This is a genomic window from Acinetobacter sp. UBA6720, assembly GCF_002454215.1.
Taxonomy (GTDB): domain Bacteria; phylum Pseudomonadota; class Gammaproteobacteria; order Pseudomonadales; family Moraxellaceae; genus Acinetobacter.
In genome coordinates this window covers 1-18,380 of record NZ_DKIK01000076.1, presented here as the reverse complement: position 1 = coordinate 18,380, position 18,380 = coordinate 1, and the positions used below count along the sequence as shown (strand labels likewise).

General features: G+C 37.5%; 18 protein-coding genes and 1 pseudogene. 10 read left to right on the top strand and 9 right to left on the bottom strand.

Annotated elements, in window-relative coordinates; translation table 11 throughout:
- Positions 1-32: 32 nt before the first annotated feature.
- From B4F08_RS06640 to B4F08_RS06625, 4 genes are all read right to left on the bottom strand, one after another.
- A complete protein-coding gene (locus B4F08_RS06640) occupies positions 33-233 on the bottom strand; it encodes a hypothetical protein (RefSeq protein ID WP_291373880.1) in 201 nt (66 codons plus the stop codon).
- A 160-nt stretch (positions 234-393) separates the two neighbouring features.
- The gene (locus B4F08_RS06635) at positions 394-1,050 is read right to left on the bottom strand and encodes an HAD-IB family hydrolase (protein WP_119063822.1); all 657 of its coding nucleotides are present in this window, start codon (positions 1,048-1,050) and stop codon (positions 394-396) included.
- On the bottom strand, positions 1,017-2,222 hold the full coding sequence (locus B4F08_RS06630; RefSeq protein WP_291373879.1) for a DUF1615 family protein: 1,206 nt from the start codon (positions 2,220-2,222) through the stop codon (positions 1,017-1,019). The genes B4F08_RS06635 and B4F08_RS06630 overlap by 34 nt, the downstream gene beginning before the upstream one ends.
- A gap of 217 nt (positions 2,223-2,439) precedes the next feature.
- Positions 2,440-3,834, bottom strand: coding sequence for a PLP-dependent aminotransferase family protein (locus tag B4F08_RS06625; RefSeq protein WP_086209354.1), 1,395 nt, complete (start codon positions 3,832-3,834; stop codon positions 2,440-2,442).
- 126 nt (positions 3,835-3,960) lie between these two features.
- Here B4F08_RS06625 and B4F08_RS06620 point away from each other — a divergent pair, with 126 nt between their 5' ends.
- Positions 3,961-4,821, top strand: a complete 861-nt coding sequence (locus B4F08_RS06620; RefSeq protein WP_291373878.1) for a DMT family transporter — start codon at positions 3,961-3,963, stop codon at positions 4,819-4,821.
- A gap of 172 nt (positions 4,822-4,993) precedes the next feature.
- Here B4F08_RS06620 and B4F08_RS06615 read toward each other — a convergent pair whose 3' ends face one another.
- A complete protein-coding gene (locus B4F08_RS06615) occupies positions 4,994-6,274 on the bottom strand; it encodes a sensor domain-containing diguanylate cyclase (RefSeq protein ID WP_291373877.1) in 1,281 nt (426 codons plus the stop codon).
- Positions 6,275-7,353: 1,079 nt separating this feature from the next.
- On the opposite strand from B4F08_RS06615, the gene B4F08_RS06610 reads away from it, so the two are divergent.
- From B4F08_RS06610 to B4F08_RS06590, 5 genes are read left to right on the top strand one after another with little or no spacing between them, the layout of a single operon-like run.
- Complete coding sequence (locus B4F08_RS06610; protein ID WP_110975868.1) at positions 7,354-7,803, top strand: type IV pilin protein; 450 nt, start codon at positions 7,354-7,356, stop codon at positions 7,801-7,803.
- Entirely contained in the window at positions 7,797-8,285 is a 489-nt protein-coding gene (locus tag B4F08_RS06605; RefSeq protein ID WP_110975869.1) for a pilus assembly FimT family protein, read from the top strand. Before B4F08_RS06610 ends, B4F08_RS06605 begins: the two co-directional genes overlap by 7 nt.
- On the top strand, positions 8,272-8,682 hold the full coding sequence (locus B4F08_RS06600) for a PulJ/GspJ family protein (protein WP_110975870.1): 411 nt from the start codon (positions 8,272-8,274) through the stop codon (positions 8,680-8,682). The genes B4F08_RS06605 and B4F08_RS06600 overlap by 14 nt, the downstream gene beginning before the upstream one ends.
- Positions 8,682-9,338 (top strand): hypothetical protein, encoded by a 657-nt coding sequence (locus B4F08_RS06595; protein WP_110975871.1) that lies wholly within the window; start codon positions 8,682-8,684, stop codon positions 9,336-9,338. The genes B4F08_RS06600 and B4F08_RS06595 overlap by 1 nt, the downstream gene beginning before the upstream one ends.
- 35 nt (positions 9,339-9,373) lie before the next feature.
- The gene (locus tag B4F08_RS06590) at positions 9,374-11,371 is read left to right on the top strand and encodes a hypothetical protein (protein ID WP_291373876.1); all 1,998 of its coding nucleotides are present in this window, start codon (positions 9,374-9,376) and stop codon (positions 11,369-11,371) included.
- A gap of 206 nt (positions 11,372-11,577) precedes the next feature.
- Here B4F08_RS06590 and B4F08_RS06585 read toward each other — a convergent pair.
- A pseudogene (locus B4F08_RS06585) lies at positions 11,578-11,749 on the bottom strand (IS982 family transposase); the annotation flags it as partial.
- A 193-nt stretch (positions 11,750-11,942) separates the two neighbouring features.
- On the opposite strand from B4F08_RS06585, the gene dusB reads away from it, so the two are divergent.
- On the top strand, positions 11,943-12,968 hold the full coding sequence (dusB, locus tag B4F08_RS06580) for a tRNA dihydrouridine synthase DusB (RefSeq protein WP_291373875.1): 1,026 nt from the start codon (positions 11,943-11,945) through the stop codon (positions 12,966-12,968).
- A gap of 43 nt (positions 12,969-13,011) precedes the next feature.
- Here dusB and B4F08_RS06575 read toward each other — a convergent pair whose 3' ends face one another.
- Complete coding sequence (locus B4F08_RS06575) at positions 13,012-14,064, bottom strand: NAD(P)H-dependent flavin oxidoreductase (RefSeq protein ID WP_291373874.1); 1,053 nt, start codon at positions 14,062-14,064, stop codon at positions 13,012-13,014.
- A gap of 206 nt (positions 14,065-14,270) precedes the next feature.
- Between B4F08_RS06575 and B4F08_RS06570 the strand changes: the two genes are divergently transcribed.
- From B4F08_RS06570 to B4F08_RS06560, 3 genes are all read left to right on the top strand, one after another.
- Positions 14,271-15,530, top strand: a complete 1,260-nt coding sequence (locus tag B4F08_RS06570) for a putative DNA modification/repair radical SAM protein (RefSeq protein ID WP_291373873.1) — start codon at positions 14,271-14,273, stop codon at positions 15,528-15,530.
- A gap of 1 nt (position 15,531) precedes the next feature.
- Positions 15,532-16,308, top strand: coding sequence for a TIGR03915 family putative DNA repair protein (locus B4F08_RS06565; RefSeq protein WP_291373872.1), 777 nt, complete (start codon positions 15,532-15,534; stop codon positions 16,306-16,308).
- A 63-nt stretch (positions 16,309-16,371) separates the two neighbouring features.
- Entirely contained in the window at positions 16,372-16,893 is a 522-nt protein-coding gene (locus B4F08_RS06560) for a hypothetical protein (protein ID WP_291373871.1), read from the top strand.
- A gap of 93 nt (positions 16,894-16,986) precedes the next feature.
- Here the strand turns inward: B4F08_RS06560 and B4F08_RS06555 are convergent, their stop codons facing one another.
- Together B4F08_RS06555 and B4F08_RS06550 are read right to left on the bottom strand one after the other, a co-directional pair.
- Positions 16,987-17,685, bottom strand: a complete 699-nt coding sequence (locus tag B4F08_RS06555) for a VIT1/CCC1 transporter family protein (protein ID WP_291373870.1) — start codon at positions 17,683-17,685, stop codon at positions 16,987-16,989.
- Between the two features lie 119 nt (positions 17,686-17,804).
- Positions 17,805-18,149 carry a hypothetical protein gene (locus B4F08_RS06550; RefSeq protein ID WP_291373869.1) on the bottom strand — a complete coding sequence of 115 codons (345 nt, stop codon included), beginning with the start codon at positions 18,147-18,149 and terminating at the stop codon, positions 17,805-17,807.
- Between the last annotated feature and the right edge of the window lie 231 nt (positions 18,150-18,380).

Below are 18,380 nucleotides of genomic sequence, written 5' to 3'. Positions count from 1 at the left end.
AAAGCCACTTCATATGAAGTGGCTTTTTTATGCTATTTAATAAATTGACGTAAGGTTTTTACTAAATGATCGTAATCACCTTGTTTTGCGATGTGGAGTACATGCTCAATTTCATGTTTTAACCATTTTTGTTTAGATGCATTAAAAGCAAACTGCGCCAATAGCACAAAAGGGCTCTCACCAAATTTGATAGAAAGACCCTTGACATACTTTGGTGGAGAAAACTGATCCATATTGATGCCTTTTTATAATAAAGTGGGATGGTTTTCAAAAATATTTTTATTCGTAAAAATTTATCATAAATATATTTTTTGGTAAATAAAGATGGCTGAATTTTAATAATAAATATATTTAAAATTTTAATATGGTTAAATATTAAGCACGCCTTAATAATTAACTAATTTGCCGATGATTGGGGTGATTAGAGAGGTCAGGAAGCTGTGCATCTGTTCCAGCAAAATAAGTGAAATCGGCTAAGGACAACATTTGCATATCTTCAACACTGTTGCCATAAGCATAAACAGCATGGTAGCGATCAAGCTCATATTTTTCTTGGATACGGACAGCCTTTTGCTCACAGCTACAATCAGGAGTTAGATAGCGTCCCGTATAACGCTGTTGATTTTGTTCTACCTGCGTGCAGATCAAATCAATCGAGAGTATTTCACACACATATTTTAAATAAATATCAATTGAAGCGGAGACTAAGACAACATCATCGCCTAAGTTTTGGTGTTGTTTAAGTTGGCTATACAACGCAGGATTAAGACCTTGCATGAGGCGCTCTGCATAGAGCTTTGCATGCATATCAATTTCCTTAATTTCGGCCTGTTTAAACATGGCCTGAAAAAGTTTCGGGCGCATTTGATGTGCAGGATAAAAACCTAAATAATAGCTTTGAATATAGGGGAGGACTTTTAGCCCTTGTAAAGCAATATGCCGCTTTGAATGCACATAGAAAATGAACCCTGTAAAACTGTCTTTTCCATACAGGGTGCCATCAAAGTCAAATAAAGCTAAATTTTTATGCGCTTTGAGCGTTGCATGCATGATTGGTAACGTCCATTGACACGGGTTGCAAACCAATTTGTATTGTAATCACGACTCAACTTTGGACCAGAAATCACGACTTCAGGCATCATGGCATAGAAAGGTTCCTTTTTTGTGACCTCTTGATAAAGTTTGGTTACTGCACGATAAGTTGCCGTATCTTCAAACTTTTTCTCTTTTTCTTTCTTTAAATCTGAGCGAATCTGACGGGGTGTAACCAAAATGTTATGTTGAGCAAACACCGTAATCAATTCACGTTCAGACTGGCTTTTTGCCGACTTAGGGGAGCCATCTTTGCCATAAAGTAACAAGTCGCCGTCTAAATCAAGTTCTGCTTCAGTTAAGTCATTTAGCATGCTTTGGAACGCAGCATTTCGGCTAGAGTACATGCCTGAGTTATAGTCAGCAAAGCGATAAAGGGGTTTGTCATAGTCAGCAGGGTACATCATGAGTCGATGGATACCATAGTAAAGCCCCCCATACTGGCTATAAAGGTCTGTACGCAAGTCAGCCATACTACCACCTTCGCGTTTATGTTCTTTAGCATAGCCAATGTGTACTTGCATTGATCCAAGGGTTGTAACGGGGTTCATTTTTTCACCAACGTCTTGCCCTACAAGTTTAGCGGCTCCAGTCAAAGCACTGACGTGATAATGATTAGACATATAGTCAAAAATTTCACGGTAAAGCTCATCCAACTGACGTTCTGTTTTGACACGACGCATTTGGCTTAAATAGTTATCTTCAGGGCTTGGCTGTTCTTTTAGTACCTGCTGAAAATAGCCTGCAATGGTGCCACCAATGGCATCACCCAGTTTATCTTTAAATTTTTCATCCAAGCGTTCTTGAACTTCTTTTACTGCTTTCTCGCCTAGACCATAGACCTCTGGGTCAGCCACAAAATTCGACTCTTGATCGACTACAGCAATAATTGAACACATATTCTCTTTGTTTTGAGGAATACCTAACTGTTCTGAAATTTCGTAGATGTCTTTTGCCCATGAGCTTCGATCATTGACACGTGCTGGAATGATACGGGCAATTTGCTCGGCATTGAGCTTTGGCTCATCATCTGTCCACCATGAGCGATCACCACAGGCGGTTAAGCCTATAGATATGGCCAAGACACTTAATGTTTTTAAACCAGAAGAAAGAAACAGCTTTTTATTCATAAATAGAGAACACATGATAAAAGACAAGCTAGAACAGCAGATGCAGTATACTATGTTGGTCGAAAAAGTGATGAATTTTATATGTATATTGGTTGATGATAACTGTCAAATCATTTGATTGAGTATGGTTGTCATGTGAGGTCTATAGCCAAAATAAGGATTAAGACTGTTCTTTGTTATATGTTGGAAATAAAGAGATTAGGTTTTCTCGTTTTATTTATAACTCAACAGAATACTGTGCAAGAACTTTCTTTAAAGTCGAAAAAATGTGTTCATCCCTAGATTGGGCAACATTAAATCTTAAAAAGTTTTGAGCACTCAATGATTGGCTAAATGCATTTCCAGGGGCTAATACCACCCCATCTTTTAAACATTCTCTAGCAATAACGGCTGCATCCAAACCATCGGGAAGTTTACACCATAAAAACATACCTGATTGTGGCATGATCCATGGCTGAATTTTCAATGCTTCAAGTTTGGTAGCTACTTGCAGCATTTCATACGCTAATCGTGCGCGAATGTTTTCCATATGTTTTCGATAACCGCTGTCTTTTAATGCAATTAGCGCCATGTCAGCAGCCAGCCTTCCTCCCCCAAAAGAAGTGGCTATTTTTAAATCTATCAAATTTTCAATCCAAGATTCTTTGGCTGCGATGTAGCCACAACGTATAGATGCAGAAATTGTTTTGGAAAAACTACTGATGTGTATGACGCGATTTAGCCCATCAAAAGAGGCTAAACGAGGAGCGGGACTTTGTTCGAAGTCTGCGAAGATGTCATCTTCAACAATGACTAAATTAGTCTGATCAATTAGCTTTAACAAACGATGAGCGATTACTGGGGAAAGCACTGCACCTGTAGGGTTATGAATACCTGAATTTGTAATATACAGTCGCGGGGAGTGTTCTTCTAGAATGGATTCAAACACTTTTAGATCAGGGCCTATGGGGGTGTAAGGCACACTGATAATTTTAATACGATGGGCTTTTAGCAGAGCATGAAAGTTAAAATAACATGGGTCATCGACAATAACAGTATCGCCTGCTTCTAATAACAGCCGGCATATTAAATCAATTGCTTGAGTCCCTGATTCCGTGAGCATGATTTGATTGGAACATGCATCAATTTTAACTGAACTTAAGCGACGCGAAATAAATTGTCTTAATTCTGGGTGCCCTAGTGGTGTTGCGTATTCGACTAACTCTAGTGAATCTGCTTTTGCCATAGTCCGAAGTGCACGTCTCACCCCTGTTTCATATAACCAGTCTGGCGGGAGCCACCCACATCCTGGTTTTAAAACATTAACGCCTGTTTCAAGAGCTTGTCTAGAGACCCATAAAGGATCGACCTCCCGATCAAGCTGAGGTTCAATTTGAGTCAACGAAAGAGGAGCGATTGGTCCTGAGACATAAAAGCCAGAACCAGCTTTGGAAATAATCATGCCTTCCGCAATTAAACGTTCATAAGCCTCAACAACGGTAGAAATTGACACATGCATTGTTCGAGCTTGGAGCCGGACAGAAGGGAGTCGATGACCTGGTAAATAAGTACGAGAAGTAATTTTTAGCTTAATTTCTTGCATGACTGCATTAATACGGGTATGGCTTCGCATGACTTCACTCTAAGCTGTATTGGATTTATATACATAACAGTTTCTAATAATTGTACTGAATTGTTTCTGGTTTAAAAAGAGGGATTCATGTTCAACTTGAGTGGTTGAATATTTGAGACCTGTTAAATGAAAGTACTGAAAAATGGTTGGATCAATGGATTGATTGGTGTTGTAATTTTTGCTGGATCTCTACCTGCAACACGCGTAGCGATTGCAGATTTTACACCGATTTTTTTGACCAGTGCCCGTGCCACAATTGCAGGAGTATTTGGGTTAGCCTTACTCCTATTATTCCGTCAGCCACATCCACAGAAAAAGGAGATTCCTTCACTTGTGGTCACTGCAATAGGTGTAGTGATAGGTTTTCCATTGTTAACAGCTTTTGCACTACAGTCTGTTACATCTGCACATTCAATTGTTTTTTTAGGTCTGTTACCTATTTGTACCGCAATATTTGCTGTTATACGTGGTGGGGAGCGTCCCAAACCATATTTTTGGTTATTTGCACTTGCTGGAGCATCTTTTGTCGCAGGTTATGCTGCTACTGGGGATATGGGAGTTTCTTGGAAGGGGGATATTCTCATGCTTATAGCAATTATTCTGTGTGGATTGGGTTATGCAGAAGGTGCGAAATTATCTCGAAATTTAGGCGGTTGGCAAGTAATAAGTTGGTCTTTGGTTTTATCTTTGCCGCCGATGTTATTTTTAACACTATTTACGATGCCAGCATCTTTTCATGCTACTAGTACATCTGCATGGATTGCATTGGGATATGTTTCATTTTTTAGCATGTTGTTGGGTTTTGTTTTTTGGTATCGTGGATTGGCACAGGGTGGAATTGCAGCTGTGGGGCAACTGCAATTATTTCAGCCTTTTATTGGGCTTGCATTGGCAGGATGGTTGTTACACGAAACAGTAAGTTGGACGATGTTAGTTGTAACTTTGGCTGCTGTACTTTGTGTTGTTGGGGCAAAGAAATATGCCTAAAGGAAAATTTTTATCTTCAGCAGTCGACTTTCAACATGGTGAGGGTTTTGTTTTGAATTTAAGTGTGGATCATAAAACTCCTTTAAAGCTTTGGAGATGTATTGAGCTTCAGGATTTAGAGGGGTAGGACTACGAAAATTCAGATGCATTTGCTTGTATATTTAATTTGAGACTAGGGTGGGAATTTTGGTGATATGCAATTACGGCCATTTCTTTTCGATATATATAATTGTTCATCAGCTCTATGCAAAACACTCTTTTTCAATTCTTTCCTTTTCCAAGCAACAACTCCAAAAGACATCGTAACTTTTTGGACAACTGGAAATGCGCAAGAAGCAATAACTGTCCGTAAGCGTTCTGCCATTTTTAACGCTAAAACCAGTTTTATATCTGATAGTACTATCAAGATTTCATCTCCACCCCAACGAATGAGGGTGTCTCTGCTGCGCAAATTTTTGGAGAGTTCATTGATTACTTGTTGTAATACTGCATCACCTAGGGCATGTCCGTATGAGTCATTGATCGTTTTAAAATAATCAATATCAGCCAGTAGCACACAACAAGAATTATCTTCAGCACACATATCTTTTTGAAGAGTATCTAATAAACGTTCACCATATCGACGGTTGAAAATGTTGGTCAGACTATCATAATTGGCCCATTCTTCCAGTTGGCTCTTAAGCTGAATATGATGATTAATGTTTCTACCGATACTGACATAGTGGGTGATTTTTCCATTATGATCTTTTAGAGGAGAGGAAATCAGATCTAAAAAGTGCTTTTCAGAATGATCATTTTTATCTTCGGCATCACATGTATTTTCAACTTTCTGCTTTTTTATTTTTCTTATTTCTATAAGTTGTTGATTACTAGGGTATAGTTTTGTTATAGGTTCATCTTTTAGGTCAGCAAAGGTGTATCCTGAAAGTGTTTCTGTTGCATGATTAATAAATTGGATTTTAGCTTGATCATCTGTGATTACTATTGTATCTGGAGTTGTATTTATTGTCGCAATCAGCATTGTTTGATACTTCAGATTTTCATTCTTTTCACTAATATCCCGTTGAACAGATACAAAATGAGTGATTTTTCCAAACTCATTTTTTATAGGAGAAATATTCCATTCTACATGATATGCAGTTTTGTCTTTACGATAATTAATTGTATTGTTATGAAAAAATTTCCCCTCGATTAAGCAACGTTTCAGCTCATGAATTACAGCAGGGTCTGTATCATGACCTTGTAAAATACGAGGTGATTGGCCAATTAGTTCATTTTCACTGTAGCCTGTCATTTTACAAAAAGCAGGGTTGCAGAAAATAATATTTGGACCTTCTTTTTCAAAAGAGGCATCTGTTATGACAATTGCATTAAATGATTGTTGGATTGCCATAGTCATTAAACTATTTAGCTCAGTTAGGCTGGGTTTTTTATATTCAAAATCTTGAGACATATTAGAGTTAGCCTCTATATTTCTTTATAATAAAAGTAGAAGATATTAATAACACAATCATGAATTTGGATTCAATTGGTGTAGATGATTTGCATGATTTTTCTTCTATGGGTGAGTGTTTTTTAGGCTGATTTAGATGTTCTTCTATAAGTCTTAAAAGCTAAGAAGCATTTCATTTACAGTTTTTAATTAATTTTTTTGTTTAATTTATTGATTTTATTATCATTTATTAGTTAATTGTTTTTGATATTGATTTTCTAACTATTTAGACCTTCGGTTCTGGTAATGGGGAGATATTCTTTTTTTTGTGAGAGAGATGTGAATGTAATGATTTATGCATATTCTTTATTAGTTACAATGGTAATACCAATAGGGTTTTGGAACATGTTTTTTGTTCTTTGATTGTTGTGAAAATATGATTTTTATAAGTATAGAGAGTTCAAATCTTCATTGGTAATCTAAGTGATTTTTAGGTGGATTTATTTTTAAAAATAGCATTTGATACGCGCTAATTCTGATGAAAATATTAACTATCATTTAGTCATAATTTTTTGCATTAAAATAGGATTTATACACTTTTTTGAATATATAGGTATCAATGAATCAGAATAAGGAGTTTGTTTTATAGTCTAGGTTTAATTTTAAATCCTGACTTTTTTAGTTGGTATTTTATAAGGTTTTTTATAATTAATGTTGCTCTTGGACGTCGATAGACACCTTATAGTCACTGGTTTTTTTATGTTTTAATGAAAATTATAATAATATCAAATGTAATTGTTACTTTTTTGTTTAATATTTAATTTTATTACAGCAAGATCATTAAATATAACTTTATATTGGGTTTATTTTCTTAATGATTTTTCTGTAGAAAATAAGTAAATATATTAAACCGAAAGTGTTATATTTAAAAGAACATAGACTATTATTACAATTAATATCCAGCTAGACTGAATGCACTTTATTATTAATATTTTATTAAGCTTAACTTAATAAAATATTTTATTGTTTAATTTGTTGAAAAAATGATTGGTTAATGTGATAATTTAAATTCTTTGTTATAAATCATATGTCTACTTCGTATGCATCCTAAATTTAGTGCTAATCTGCCTAAAATCTCTGGTTTTACCCTAATAGAGTTAATGATAACAGTTGTTATAGTCGCTATTTTGGCTGCAATAGCACTTCCTTCCTACCAAAGCTATATTAAGAAAACAAATATTAGAGCTGCTCAGGCAGATCTTGTTTCGTTAAGTTTGGTTTTTGAAAATTATTATCAACGTAATTTATCTTATCCTGATCAGGATTATGCAAATACGAATGCATTGATTGCTACTTCAGCTTTTCCTCAGTGGTCAGCCAGTAAAACAGATATTTTTGAGTTTTCTAGCAAAAAAGTGGATAGCGGTAAAGGATATGAATTAATAGCTACAGCTAAAGATTCGAGTAACTTAGTTGGTTGTACTTTAAAAATCAAAAATACGAATGAAAGAACAGCTACTACGAGTTGTAATGGTACAAGCACATGGTAATTCAGCGATCTAGGCAGTCAGGAGTTAGTCTGATTGAGTTAATGATTGCTATTACTATTTTAGCGATTCTGGTTGTGGGAGCAGCGTCCTTAACAGGGTTGTGGTCTAAACAAGCTGAATTAGATAAAGCAACTATGTCATTGAAAAGTGCTATGGGGTTAGCAAGAGCAACAGCGATCAGAAATGAATATGCTCAAACAGCTGATTTGGCTGCTAGCCAAATTTGTTTTGATTTAAGTGCTAAGAAATTATCAGTCCATAAAGCAACTTCAACAGAATCTGCAAGTTGTACTAGCCCTATAGTTTTTGCTTATGCATTAAACCAAGCAATAGAAATTAAGAATGTTAGTTCGACTGATTTCAAATGTTTCGCCTTTAATAATCTAGGGCAAGTCATTACTGAAGTCACGGAAAATTGTAAAACAAATTTATCTTTGGTGGTAAGTAGTGGATCCCTTAGTGAAGCATATGATCTTAGCTAAAAAAGTGCAAAAAGGCGTTGGTTTGTTAGAAGCACTCATTGCAGTAGCATTATCTAGTATCGTTATTTTGGGAGCAGTATATAGTACGGGGCGAATGCTGGTCAGCCAGCAACAAAATAATCTTCAATATATTGTAATTAATGAGCTACGTACAAAACTTCAAAATGCATCTGTTAGTGAAAAGGAAGATTGGTGCAGTGGTAGTGCTCATCCAACCATTAATTTGCCCAATGAAAAGAATGCGTCAGAAGTCACAGTAATATGTGAGTCAATGAATGTTACTGTAAATAGTACCAATATAAGTCTTAATGGAACGGTTTCTGAGCGGCAACCAGTTAAATTTGAAATTGAAAGTACTTTACTTGGTGGCAAGGTCACTGTAGGGGAGTCTTTGTAGTGAATAATCAATCAGGTGTTACTTTAATTAGCCTTTTGGTTGGATTGCTCATAGGTATCTTATGTATTTTGGCTGTATTAAGTGCTTACAGGACTATCGTAAAAGCAGGTGTTGAGTCTCGCAAAGCATCGACGCATGATACTCAGTTGCAAAGTGGTTTAACGACAGCCCAAATGCTTTTACAAAATGCAGGATTTGGTCTTGATGGGTCATCAAACTTACTGTCAACGACTCTTCAGATGGAGTCAAAAAGTGTAAAGGTTGTTCTTTGGCGGTTAAAATTGGGAACAAAAATTTCCTGCCAAGGTTTAGCAGATGTAGAGAATTCTAACAATAAAAAGCGTAGGTTTGTATTGTTAAAAGGACTTTTAGATGATGCTGGAGCTGACTGTAATGAAACAGCGAATTTAGGTTCATTTAAATGGAAGATTCAGACAAATTTGGCTGAACTTGATGATTACTCTTCAGATCAGTCGAACCCGAATCAAATTAGCTTTGAACAAACGGTATCAACTTGCACGCCATTTGGTGTTGGTGGTTCAAGTGATAGTGTTTCTCACCCACTTATAATGATTTCAGCACAAACTAGCACACAAAAAATTGCAGGATTAGGCCAAGTAAAAGTACCTGTTTGTATTGTCAATATTGTGTCTTAGGAAAAGAAATGATAATCAGGAATAAACAGCGCCCAATGTCACAGCATGGCTTTGCAACAGTTTTAATCGTTTTACTTGTAGGATTAGCTGTTGCGGTATCAGCTTTAGGGACAGCATATTATATAAATATCTCGCAACGTACATTAGTATCGAGTCATGCATTGACTAATGCCCAATCTGGTGCGTGGTCTGGCGTCGAAATATTCCGCAAATATCTAAAAACGTTGAGTCAGGATGATTTTTCAAACTTGGAAAAATCTCCCCAAACATTTACCTTAAATATTCCAGAAGGTCGTACATTAAATGTAAATAATGTCAAAGTAAAAGCGCAGGGAACAACACCCGAAATATATCAAGTCACTGCGAACATTCAGAATATTAGCGATAAATCCGAATCATCATCAACTATACAAGTCGTTTATGAAATTTTGTTTTCAGAGGGTTCAGGTTCGGACCATCAAAGTTCTGGAAATACAACAAAGTTACCAAGTGCGATGAACTTCTATGGTGATCTTAATGCTAATGGTGGCATTACATTTTCTAATGTTGGAGATCGGGCTATTGTTAATGTTTCTGGCAATTTTTCGACTAGTTCAGGTTTAACTGGAATTAAAGAGCTCAAAGTACTCGGAGATGTGAACATTGGTGGAGGGGGGATTACAGGTCTGGAAAATATTTATTCAAATGGGAATGTAAATTTAAATGCTAGCGGGACAGCATCACTGGTTTCCGCAAAAGGGAGTGTTACGACAACAGGCGGTGTTGCTGTAAAAGATATTTATGCTGATGGTGATGTAAATATCAAAAGTAGTGGTAATTTTAATAGTATTGATACCAAGGGTTCCATCACTGTTGACACAAACCCAACCATTACTAAGGCGACAGCGGGAAATAAAATAACCGTTAACAATGGAACTATTTTGAATTCATTAGCAAATTCCGATATTAAATATAATGTTTGGAATCAGCTTAATACTGCAAAAAGTGGTGGTGTTTTTACCTGTGTAAGTCCTTACTGGAATAATTTTACGAATATAGCTGCCGTAAACTTTATGTCATGCCCTACGAATGCGGCTGATAAATTAACACAAGTAGCTACGGGCACAAAAGTTGCTTTTCCAACAGGAGCACTCGTTACGGTGACCATGGATGAGAAACCTCTCATCAATGCGTCTGCTTATGAGGAACAGGCAAATTATGTATTTAGTGTAAATAGTCAGAATCAAATTTTAGTTTATGTTAGAAATGTAAATGGCGTAGCCGAAGGTAGTTATCATTTAGGCAAAACAAAAATAAATTATTCTCAGTCATGGGGGTATTTATGTAAAGAGGTAGATTCGGATAACTTTTGTACAAGCAGTATTGTGGCAAACTTTGCCAAAAAATATGGCTGGGTGAACGAGATCATAAGTTATTCTAATGGTATCTGGACATTAAGAGATATGCAAAATTCAGAAAGTTCGATTGCTAGTGGCGTAATATTTTTTAAGGGCACATCTGTAAACTTAGAAATGGGGAACTATGCAAACACAATTATTTCAACAGGTAATATTAATTATGGTGGTAGCATATCTATGAAAGCACCAAACTATGCGGGTGCTTCTGTTGTGTGTGGATCATCGTATTTTCCAACGCCTACAAATTTGTGTGCATCAAAAGATACATTGAGTTTGGCTAGTATTGCTAACATCGCCTTAATTGCAGGCTCTTGTACGGATACCAGTTCCACAGCACAATGTTCTGCAACATATATAGGCGGAGATATAACTTTAACATCTCAAGCAACAATTGAGGGAAATGTTATTGCAGGTAATAGGCTTATTACTGGTGGGCAAACTATTGTAAAAGGTTCAATTCTCGCCGCAGCATTAGGAAAAAATACTGGTTCTACTTTAGGTGGTAGTACAACTATTGATTTTAATGGAACAACGAGTGATCAGAATACAATTACTGTTCCGAATACAGGTAATAATGATTCAGAAAGTAGTGATGAAACCGAAACAGTGTCTGTTAAATGGGCAAGGTATATTTGAGAGTTATTTATATAATTATGATGAATATTTTTAACTTTAATTATTTATATTTTAGGTAAATTTATCTAGGAGTTTTAAACTCCTAAATGAATTTATCGTTTAGATGGAAATGCAATTTAAAGGTGAATTTTGGTATTTTCGAAAATTCACATCATGTATTTATTAATTGTTAGACTTCATAGAATATTAAAGAACCCGCAACCTATTTAAGTCGATATTTCCATAATACGAATCATCGGCTTATTTTGATGACATATTTGATAAGCACATAAAGAAGTATGAATCTCGTCAAATAGCCTGCAATGCTTCTCGTCTAGTCGTCACTAGATTGTAAGCCCCTTTCAGCAAACTGAATAAAGTTTCTATTTTATTGTGCTCCTATAGAGCTTCTTCCATGGGCGACAATAGTTGACTAAGACTTATAATATTGTATTTGCAGATTTTACAAACTGGTCATGTAGTTAAAGCTTATATAAAGATTCTATACTTATAAATAGACATCACATCATAAAAGATGAGCCGAAAGAATAGATGCAGTATACTGTTTCGGTCGAAAATATGATGAATCTATATGTATATTGGCCCATACCAACTTTCAAATAATTTGATTGTTGCACCGATGGCAGGTGTTACTGATCGTCCATTCCGCACATTATGCAAATATTTTGGTGCAGGGCATGCGGTCAGCGAAATGATGACTGCAGATCAGACACTTCGCATGAGTAAGAAGAGTTTATACCGTGCAAATTTTGATGGTGAACTAGCACCGATTTCTGCACAAATTGCAGGATCAGATCCCAAAGAGCTTGCTGAAGCCGCGCGCTATCAAGTTTCAAATGGTGCGCAAATAGTAGATATTAATATGGGTTGCCCTGCAAAAAAGGTCTGTAATAAATTGGCAGGCTCTGCACTTTTAAAAGATGAAGACTTGGTGGCTCGTATTTTAGATGAAGTTGTTGCTGCGGTTGATGTTCCTGTGACGCTCAAAACGCGTTTAGGTTTTTTAAATGGCCATGAAAATATTTTACGGGTGGCGAAGCGCGCAGAAGAGGCGGGTATTGCAGCATTAGCACTGCATGGTCGTACTCGGGAAGATATGTATTTGCATACCGCACGTTACAGTCTGATTAAAGAAGTCAAACAAATATTGTCAATCCCAGTCATTGCCAACGGAGATATTGATAGTCCTGAAAAGGCTAAATATGTGCTTGATTATACTGGCGCAGATGCGATTATGATTGGTCGTGCAGCGCAAGGGCGTCCATGGATCTTCCGTGAAATAGCACATTATTTGGACACAGGGGAGCATTTGGCTGCACCTAATATTCAGGAAGTTAAAGAGGTGTTGCAGGGGCATCTTTCTGAATTGTATAGTTTTTATGGTGAATACTCTGGCTGTCGAATTGCACGTAAACATATTGCTTGGTACACCAAAGGCTTACGCTCAAGTAATGAGTTCCGCCAAAACATGTATAAAGTTGAAAGCACAACTGAGCAATTTAAAGTGGTTGCAGACTACTTTGATCAGTTGCTTGCGCATGGTGAAACCATGAGTGATGTGCAGGTGGAACAAGTTAATCTATTGGAAACCAAATAAAAAAAAGCTCCATTATTGGAGCTTAGCTAAAAGATAGAATGACTTAATAATTGGCTTGTTGCATTTCGACTAAGAGTTGATTAATTAAATCACGAGCTTCAAGTTCACGAATCTGAGAAACATTGCTTCCAGCCCAAAAAGCACCAAAGCCGTGATCACCTTGTTGACTTGCAGCAGTATGTAATTGTTTTCCAAGATCATAAGCATATGGATAAGCAGCGACTGCAGGGCGGTTTGGTAAGTCGACTTGTGTATGCCAGTGACCTAGAAGTCCTCGTGCGGGACGACCTGAGATGCTGGCGCTAATTTGCGTAATTTGCTCATGAAATAACGCATGACGATAGGCATCATTTGCATTTGAACTTTTACACTGTACAAATGCTGTACCCAATTGGACTGCACTCGCCCCTAGGTTTAACATTTGTTGAGATTGCGCACCATTCATGATGCCGCCAGCGGCAATAATTGGACACTGACAGTGCTCTACCAAAAGCTGAACCAGATCGACAGTCCGAATTGCGCTATCAAAAAGTTCATTAAATATTCCGCGGTGACCGCCAGCTTCAGTGCCTTGCGCAATGATAATATCTATACCTGCAGCTTCAATTGCCCGTGCTTCCGCTAAGTTTGTTGCAGAGACCATGGTCAAAATACCCGCATCCTTTAGGGCTTGTATTTGATGAGGGTGTGGGATTCCAAAATGAAAACTTACTGCTTTAGGGCGAGTTTCGAGTACGACATTTAAGTAGTCATCGTTGTCTAAAAAGCTTGGATAAATACAGTGCAACTGTGTAGGGGGTTCTGCATGGTATTGTTCAAAATGAGGTCTTAGAAAATCAATCCATGCCTGTGATGCTATGGGTTCAAGTTCAACACTTTGATGGCAGAAAAAGTTGACCTGAAATGGTTGCTCAGTCAGTTCTTGAGTTTTTAAAATTTGTGCATGAGCTGTTTCTACGGTGTTGGCACCTAAGCCTAGTGAGCCGAGTCCACCTTGATTTGAAACCTCTGCTGCAAGTTCTGGAGTAGAGACACCTGCCATAGGTGCGAGAAAGATAGGATGCTTAATTCCAAGGCGTTCTAATAATAAAGACATGTGCTTGCTCCTTTTTCATATCAACACTTTGCCCAAGCACAGCAGAATTGGCAAATAATATTCATTATTTTATCGAAAAATACAGAAAACCTTGAGTATCATATTTTATTGTATAGCGACAAACAGTGTCGTTGAAAGCAGTCTTTCTACATGTTTTAGGACCGAAATTTTTTATACTTTTGTTTTTGATTTTACCGAAGTGAGTCATGAGCGATCGTATTCGTGAAAAGTTACAAATTTTAGCTGATGCAGCTAAATATGATGTGTCCTGCTCCTCTAGTGGTAGCAATCGTAAAAACAAAGCGAAAGGGTTAGGTAATACAGGAAATGGCATCTGTCATAGTTATACGGAAGACGGACGTTGTGTTTCATTACTTAAAATTCTATTTTCAAATGTATGTATTTTTGATTGTTCGTATTGTGTTTCTAGACGCTCTAACGATGTCAAACGGGCCGCTTTTACCGTACAAGAAGTAGTAGATTTAACCATCAACTTTTACCGCCGCAATTATATTGAAGGGTTATTTCTCAGTTCAGGTATTTTCAAATCAGCTGATTTCACCATGGAGCGAATGCTACAGGTGGTGAAAAAGTTACGCCTTGAAGAAAACTTTAATGGTTATATTCATTTAAAAACGATACCAGGCGCTTCCCAAGAGATTATTACCGAGGCTGGTTTATATGTAGACCGCATGAGTATTAACTTGGAAATGCCAACGGAAGTTGGCTTAAAGCAGTTTGCACCCGAGAAGTCACATGCTGAGGTACAAAAGGATTTAGCTATTGTACGAGATCGCTTGATTCAGTTGAGTGATGAACGACGTTTGATTCGGCACGTACCGAAGTTTGTACCTGCAGGTCAAACTACACAGATGGTGGTAGGTGCACATCAAGAAACAGACAAAGATATTATTTTAATGGCAGATCACCATTACAAAGTGTATCAGCTCAAACGAGTATATTTTTCAGGTTATATCCCAATCAATGAACAGGAGAAAATGCTTCCTGTCGTGGGTTCTACGCCACCATTATTAAGAGAAAATCGGCTGTACCAGTCGGATTGGCTCATGCGTTTCTATGGTTTTGATGCGCAGGAAATCGTGAATGATCAGCATCCGAATTTAGATTTGGACATTGACCCGAAGCTAAGCTGGGCACTGCGTAACCCTGAGCATTTCCCTGTCGATATTCAATATGCAGACTATCGTATGATTTTACGTGTTCCGGGTATAGGTGTTCAATCGGCTAAAAAAATTGTGCAAGCTCGGCGTTTTGGGCAGATTCATATCGATCAACTAAAGCGTATGGGTATTGCTTACAATCGGGCACAGCATTTTATTCGCTGTGCAGACACGCCAAAGTTTAAAAAAGAACAACAAGCGAGCCAAATTCGGCAGCACATTTTGCAATCGGGGCAATCTAAATATCAGAAACAGCTTTCACCTCAACTGGGCTTTGGCTTTTAGTATGTCGATCTATCGCTTTGATCAAACCATGACTGGACTACTGAGTTGTGTATATAGAAGCTTTCAGTTTAAAGATTTTGACGTCAAGCTTGCATCTAACAACTCCCAAGCCAGCTTGTTTGATGAGTGTATTGAGGTTGCTTCAAATGAGGAGCATGCACAGCGAGTGTGGCAGGGCTTGAGACAAAGAGTCAACCCCATCAGTTTACGGTATTTTTATTATTGTTTTCTGTCAGAGCAACAGCAGGCACATCAGCATCTTTTTAACTTTTGTATTTATATATTTAAAAATACACAAGTAGTTGACCAAAACTATGCACATGCGGATGTGTTGGCTGTTTCGCAGTGGGCCAAACAGGTGGGTCGTGAGAAGCATCGTATGGAGGCTTTTGTGCGGTTTAAAAAATGCCGTGATGGATTATTTTTGAGTCTCATCCAACCTGATTTTAATGTTCTTCCCTTAATTGAACGGCATTTTAAAAATCGTTATCAAGATCAAAGATGGCTGATTTATGATGAAAAACGACATTTCGGTATTTATTATGATTTAACAACGGTGCATCAAGTGAAGATGGAGGTTGAGCAACTCGACCTTGCTTACAAAGTAGGGCATAGTCAGTCATTTAGTATTCAATTGGATGATGATGAACGACTGTATGATCAATTATGGAAAGATTATTTTAAAAGTATCAATATCGAAGCGAGAAAAAACCTCAAGCTGCATGTTCAATTTGTACCTAAGCGCTATTGGCGGTACTTGAATGAGAAAATAATATAACTGCCCATAAACAAGGCTTTAGGGCATAATGCCGCAGCATGATTATTTTTAGGTGTCTATCGCATGATAAAGTACATTTCCACCGCTGCGATTGTTTCAAGTCTAAGTCTTGTTGCATGTTCAGAGGCAGATCAAGCTAGCGTGAAAGTTAATCCGAGTCATTATCACGTTAAAGATGCTGCAAATTTGCAACAGCGCTTTAGTCAGCTTAATGAACAATTAGTGCGAGATTTTCAACAATTAAAGAAAAAAGAAAGTGTTGCTTTTGCTCAGCAACTGCCTTTGGATGTAAATAATCTTCAAACATTGAATCAACATTTGGTTAGCCGTAGCGCGCTTAAACCCAGCAAAATTGCTTATTGTGATGTGATGAACGGTTATTTTGCTGAAATGTATCGTTTAGGGCATTATAATTTAGAGCTTATCAGTGATGTGGATATTCCACATACTGAACAAGAAAACTTAAAGCAAAATTTTAGCTCACCTGAACAGTTTTATGATTTTATTATCAATCGTTATAGTACATATCGTCAGGTACAGCAGACGATGAATTATGGTTGTAACTTAAAAGCAGCATTGAATTGATACTGATGAATGAATGTAAAAAGCCCAAAATGTTGTGGGCTTTTTAAGAATTTTTTTATGAATGTTTAACGGATTGGTAAATGTAGTATGGGTTTAGACATGCACATTAAAAAGTGAACCAATCCAACTTGCAAAGAGCATTGCAAAAATGCCCCAAAGGGTGACACGAATTGCACCTGTCCAGATTGCAGTGCCAGAAAAGTAGCTCGATAAAGCACCCAAACTTAATAAAGACAGTACTCCTGTAATGGCAACAGACTGTGCTAAATGCCCCTCTGGGCTTAAAAGAATAGCCAGCATTGGAAGCAATGCACCGAGTGAAAAAGCGAGGGCAGAAGAGCCTGCTGCTTGTAGTGGTTTTGCTCTGGTATTTTCATGGATGCCTATTTCATCACGTGCATGTGCTGAAAGTGCATCATGTGCACTGAGTTGCACAGCAACTTCATGAGCAAGTTCGGGATTGAGTCCGCGTTGTATGTAAATTTGAGTCAGTTCTTTTAGTTCTAAGTGTGGGTTTTTATCGAGTTCTCGAGCTTCAAGTTTTAAATCTGCTTCTTCAATATCGGATTGAGACTTAACTGAAATATACTCCCCAGCAGCCATCGAGCTTGCACCTGAAATGAGTCCAGCAATGCAAGTAATGAGCAAGGTTTGACTAGATGCACCACTCGCAGCCATACCCATAATTAAACTGGTCACTGAAATGATGCCATCGTTAGCACCCAAAACGGCAGCACGTAACCAACCTGTACGATGAATGAGATGTGGTTCAACATGGTGGGAGTAAGACATGGTGATAGATCATCCTCAAATTTTAAAATTATGATTTATTTGATAATACGTTCTGCATCTACTATAGCACAGACCATAAAAAAGCCTCCCAGTAGGAGGCCTTTTTATGGCATTAGATATTATTGTTGTGCTTTCTCTTTCACATCAGCAGCACCTTGTTCAACTGCACCAGCAACATGAGCAGTTGCTTCTTTAGAAGCATTTTTCACATCTTGAGCAGCAGCTTCGGTTTTTGCAGCAGCTTCGTCAGCGGCAGCACCAATTTTTGCAGATGCTTCATCTGCAGCTTTTTGAGTGTCAGATACTGCTTCACTTGCAGCTTTGTTAATGTCATGACCTGCTTGTTCAGCAGCATTCTCAAGGTGTTCACCTGTCGTTGCACCTGTTTCAGGTGCTTTTTCTTTTGAACAACCAACAAGAGCAACAGTCGCAGCAAGACCTAAAGCAATAAGTAATTTATTCATTTTTCCTATCCTTTTCGTTTTATACCCAAAAGTAGGGGGTGGGCAAAATATAATCTAATTTGTGTGAAAAGCAGACTACATTATTGTTAAAAATATGTAATTTTTTATAAAAAACAGCGTGATAAAAAGGCTTATAAGCTGAGTTGCCTATAAGCCTTTAGAGGGGGTAGAGAGGGGGAGGGTTACAGCCCAGAACGAATAATATAGTCAAAAGCAGACAGAGATGCTTTC

What these genes read in the sequence shown, in the direction of transcription:
- B4F08_RS06570 (WP_291373873.1), top strand. Translation starts at nt 14,271, where the DNA reads ATGAGCGATCGTATTCGTGAAAAGTTACAAATTTTAGCTGATGCAGCT.
- B4F08_RS06575 (WP_291373874.1), bottom strand. Translation starts at nt 14,064, where the DNA reads ATGTCTTTATTATTAGAACGCCTTGGAATTAAGCATCCTATCTTTCTC.
- B4F08_RS06565 (WP_291373872.1), top strand. Translation starts at nt 15,532, where the DNA reads ATGTCGATCTATCGCTTTGATCAAACCATGACTGGACTACTGAGTTGT.
- B4F08_RS06615 (WP_291373877.1), bottom strand. Translation starts at nt 6,274, where the DNA reads ATGTCTCAAGATTTTGAATATAAAAAACCCAGCCTAACTGAGCTAAAT.
- B4F08_RS06610 (WP_110975868.1), top strand. Translation starts at nt 7,354, where the DNA reads ATGCATCCTAAATTTAGTGCTAATCTGCCTAAAATCTCTGGTTTTACC.
- dusB (WP_291373875.1), top strand. Translation starts at nt 11,943, where the DNA reads ATGTATATTGGCCCATACCAACTTTCAAATAATTTGATTGTTGCACCG.
- B4F08_RS06550 (WP_291373869.1), bottom strand. Translation starts at nt 18,149, where the DNA reads ATGAATAAATTACTTATTGCTTTAGGTCTTGCTGCGACTGTTGCTCTT.
- B4F08_RS06605 (WP_110975869.1), top strand. Translation starts at nt 7,797, where the DNA reads ATGGTAATTCAGCGATCTAGGCAGTCAGGAGTTAGTCTGATTGAGTTA.
- B4F08_RS06635 (WP_119063822.1), bottom strand. Translation starts at nt 1,050, where the DNA reads ATGCATGCAACGCTCAAAGCGCATAAAAATTTAGCTTTATTTGACTTT.
- B4F08_RS06590 (WP_291373876.1), top strand. Translation starts at nt 9,374, where the DNA reads ATGTCACAGCATGGCTTTGCAACAGTTTTAATCGTTTTACTTGTAGGA.
- B4F08_RS06630 (WP_291373879.1), bottom strand. Translation starts at nt 2,222, where the DNA reads ATGAATAAAAAGCTGTTTCTTTCTTCTGGTTTAAAAACATTAAGTGTC.
- B4F08_RS06600 (WP_110975870.1), top strand. Translation starts at nt 8,272, where the DNA reads ATGATCTTAGCTAAAAAAGTGCAAAAAGGCGTTGGTTTGTTAGAAGCA.
- B4F08_RS06560 (WP_291373871.1), top strand. Translation starts at nt 16,372, where the DNA reads ATGATAAAGTACATTTCCACCGCTGCGATTGTTTCAAGTCTAAGTCTT.
- B4F08_RS06620 (WP_291373878.1), top strand. Translation starts at nt 3,961, where the DNA reads ATGAAAGTACTGAAAAATGGTTGGATCAATGGATTGATTGGTGTTGTA.
- B4F08_RS06555 (WP_291373870.1), bottom strand. Translation starts at nt 17,685, where the DNA reads ATGTCTTACTCCCACCATGTTGAACCACATCTCATTCATCGTACAGGT.
- B4F08_RS06625 (WP_086209354.1), bottom strand. Translation starts at nt 3,834, where the DNA reads ATGCGAAGCCATACCCGTATTAATGCAGTCATGCAAGAAATTAAGCTA.
- B4F08_RS06640 (WP_291373880.1), bottom strand. Translation starts at nt 233, where the DNA reads ATGGATCAGTTTTCTCCACCAAAGTATGTCAAGGGTCTTTCTATCAAA.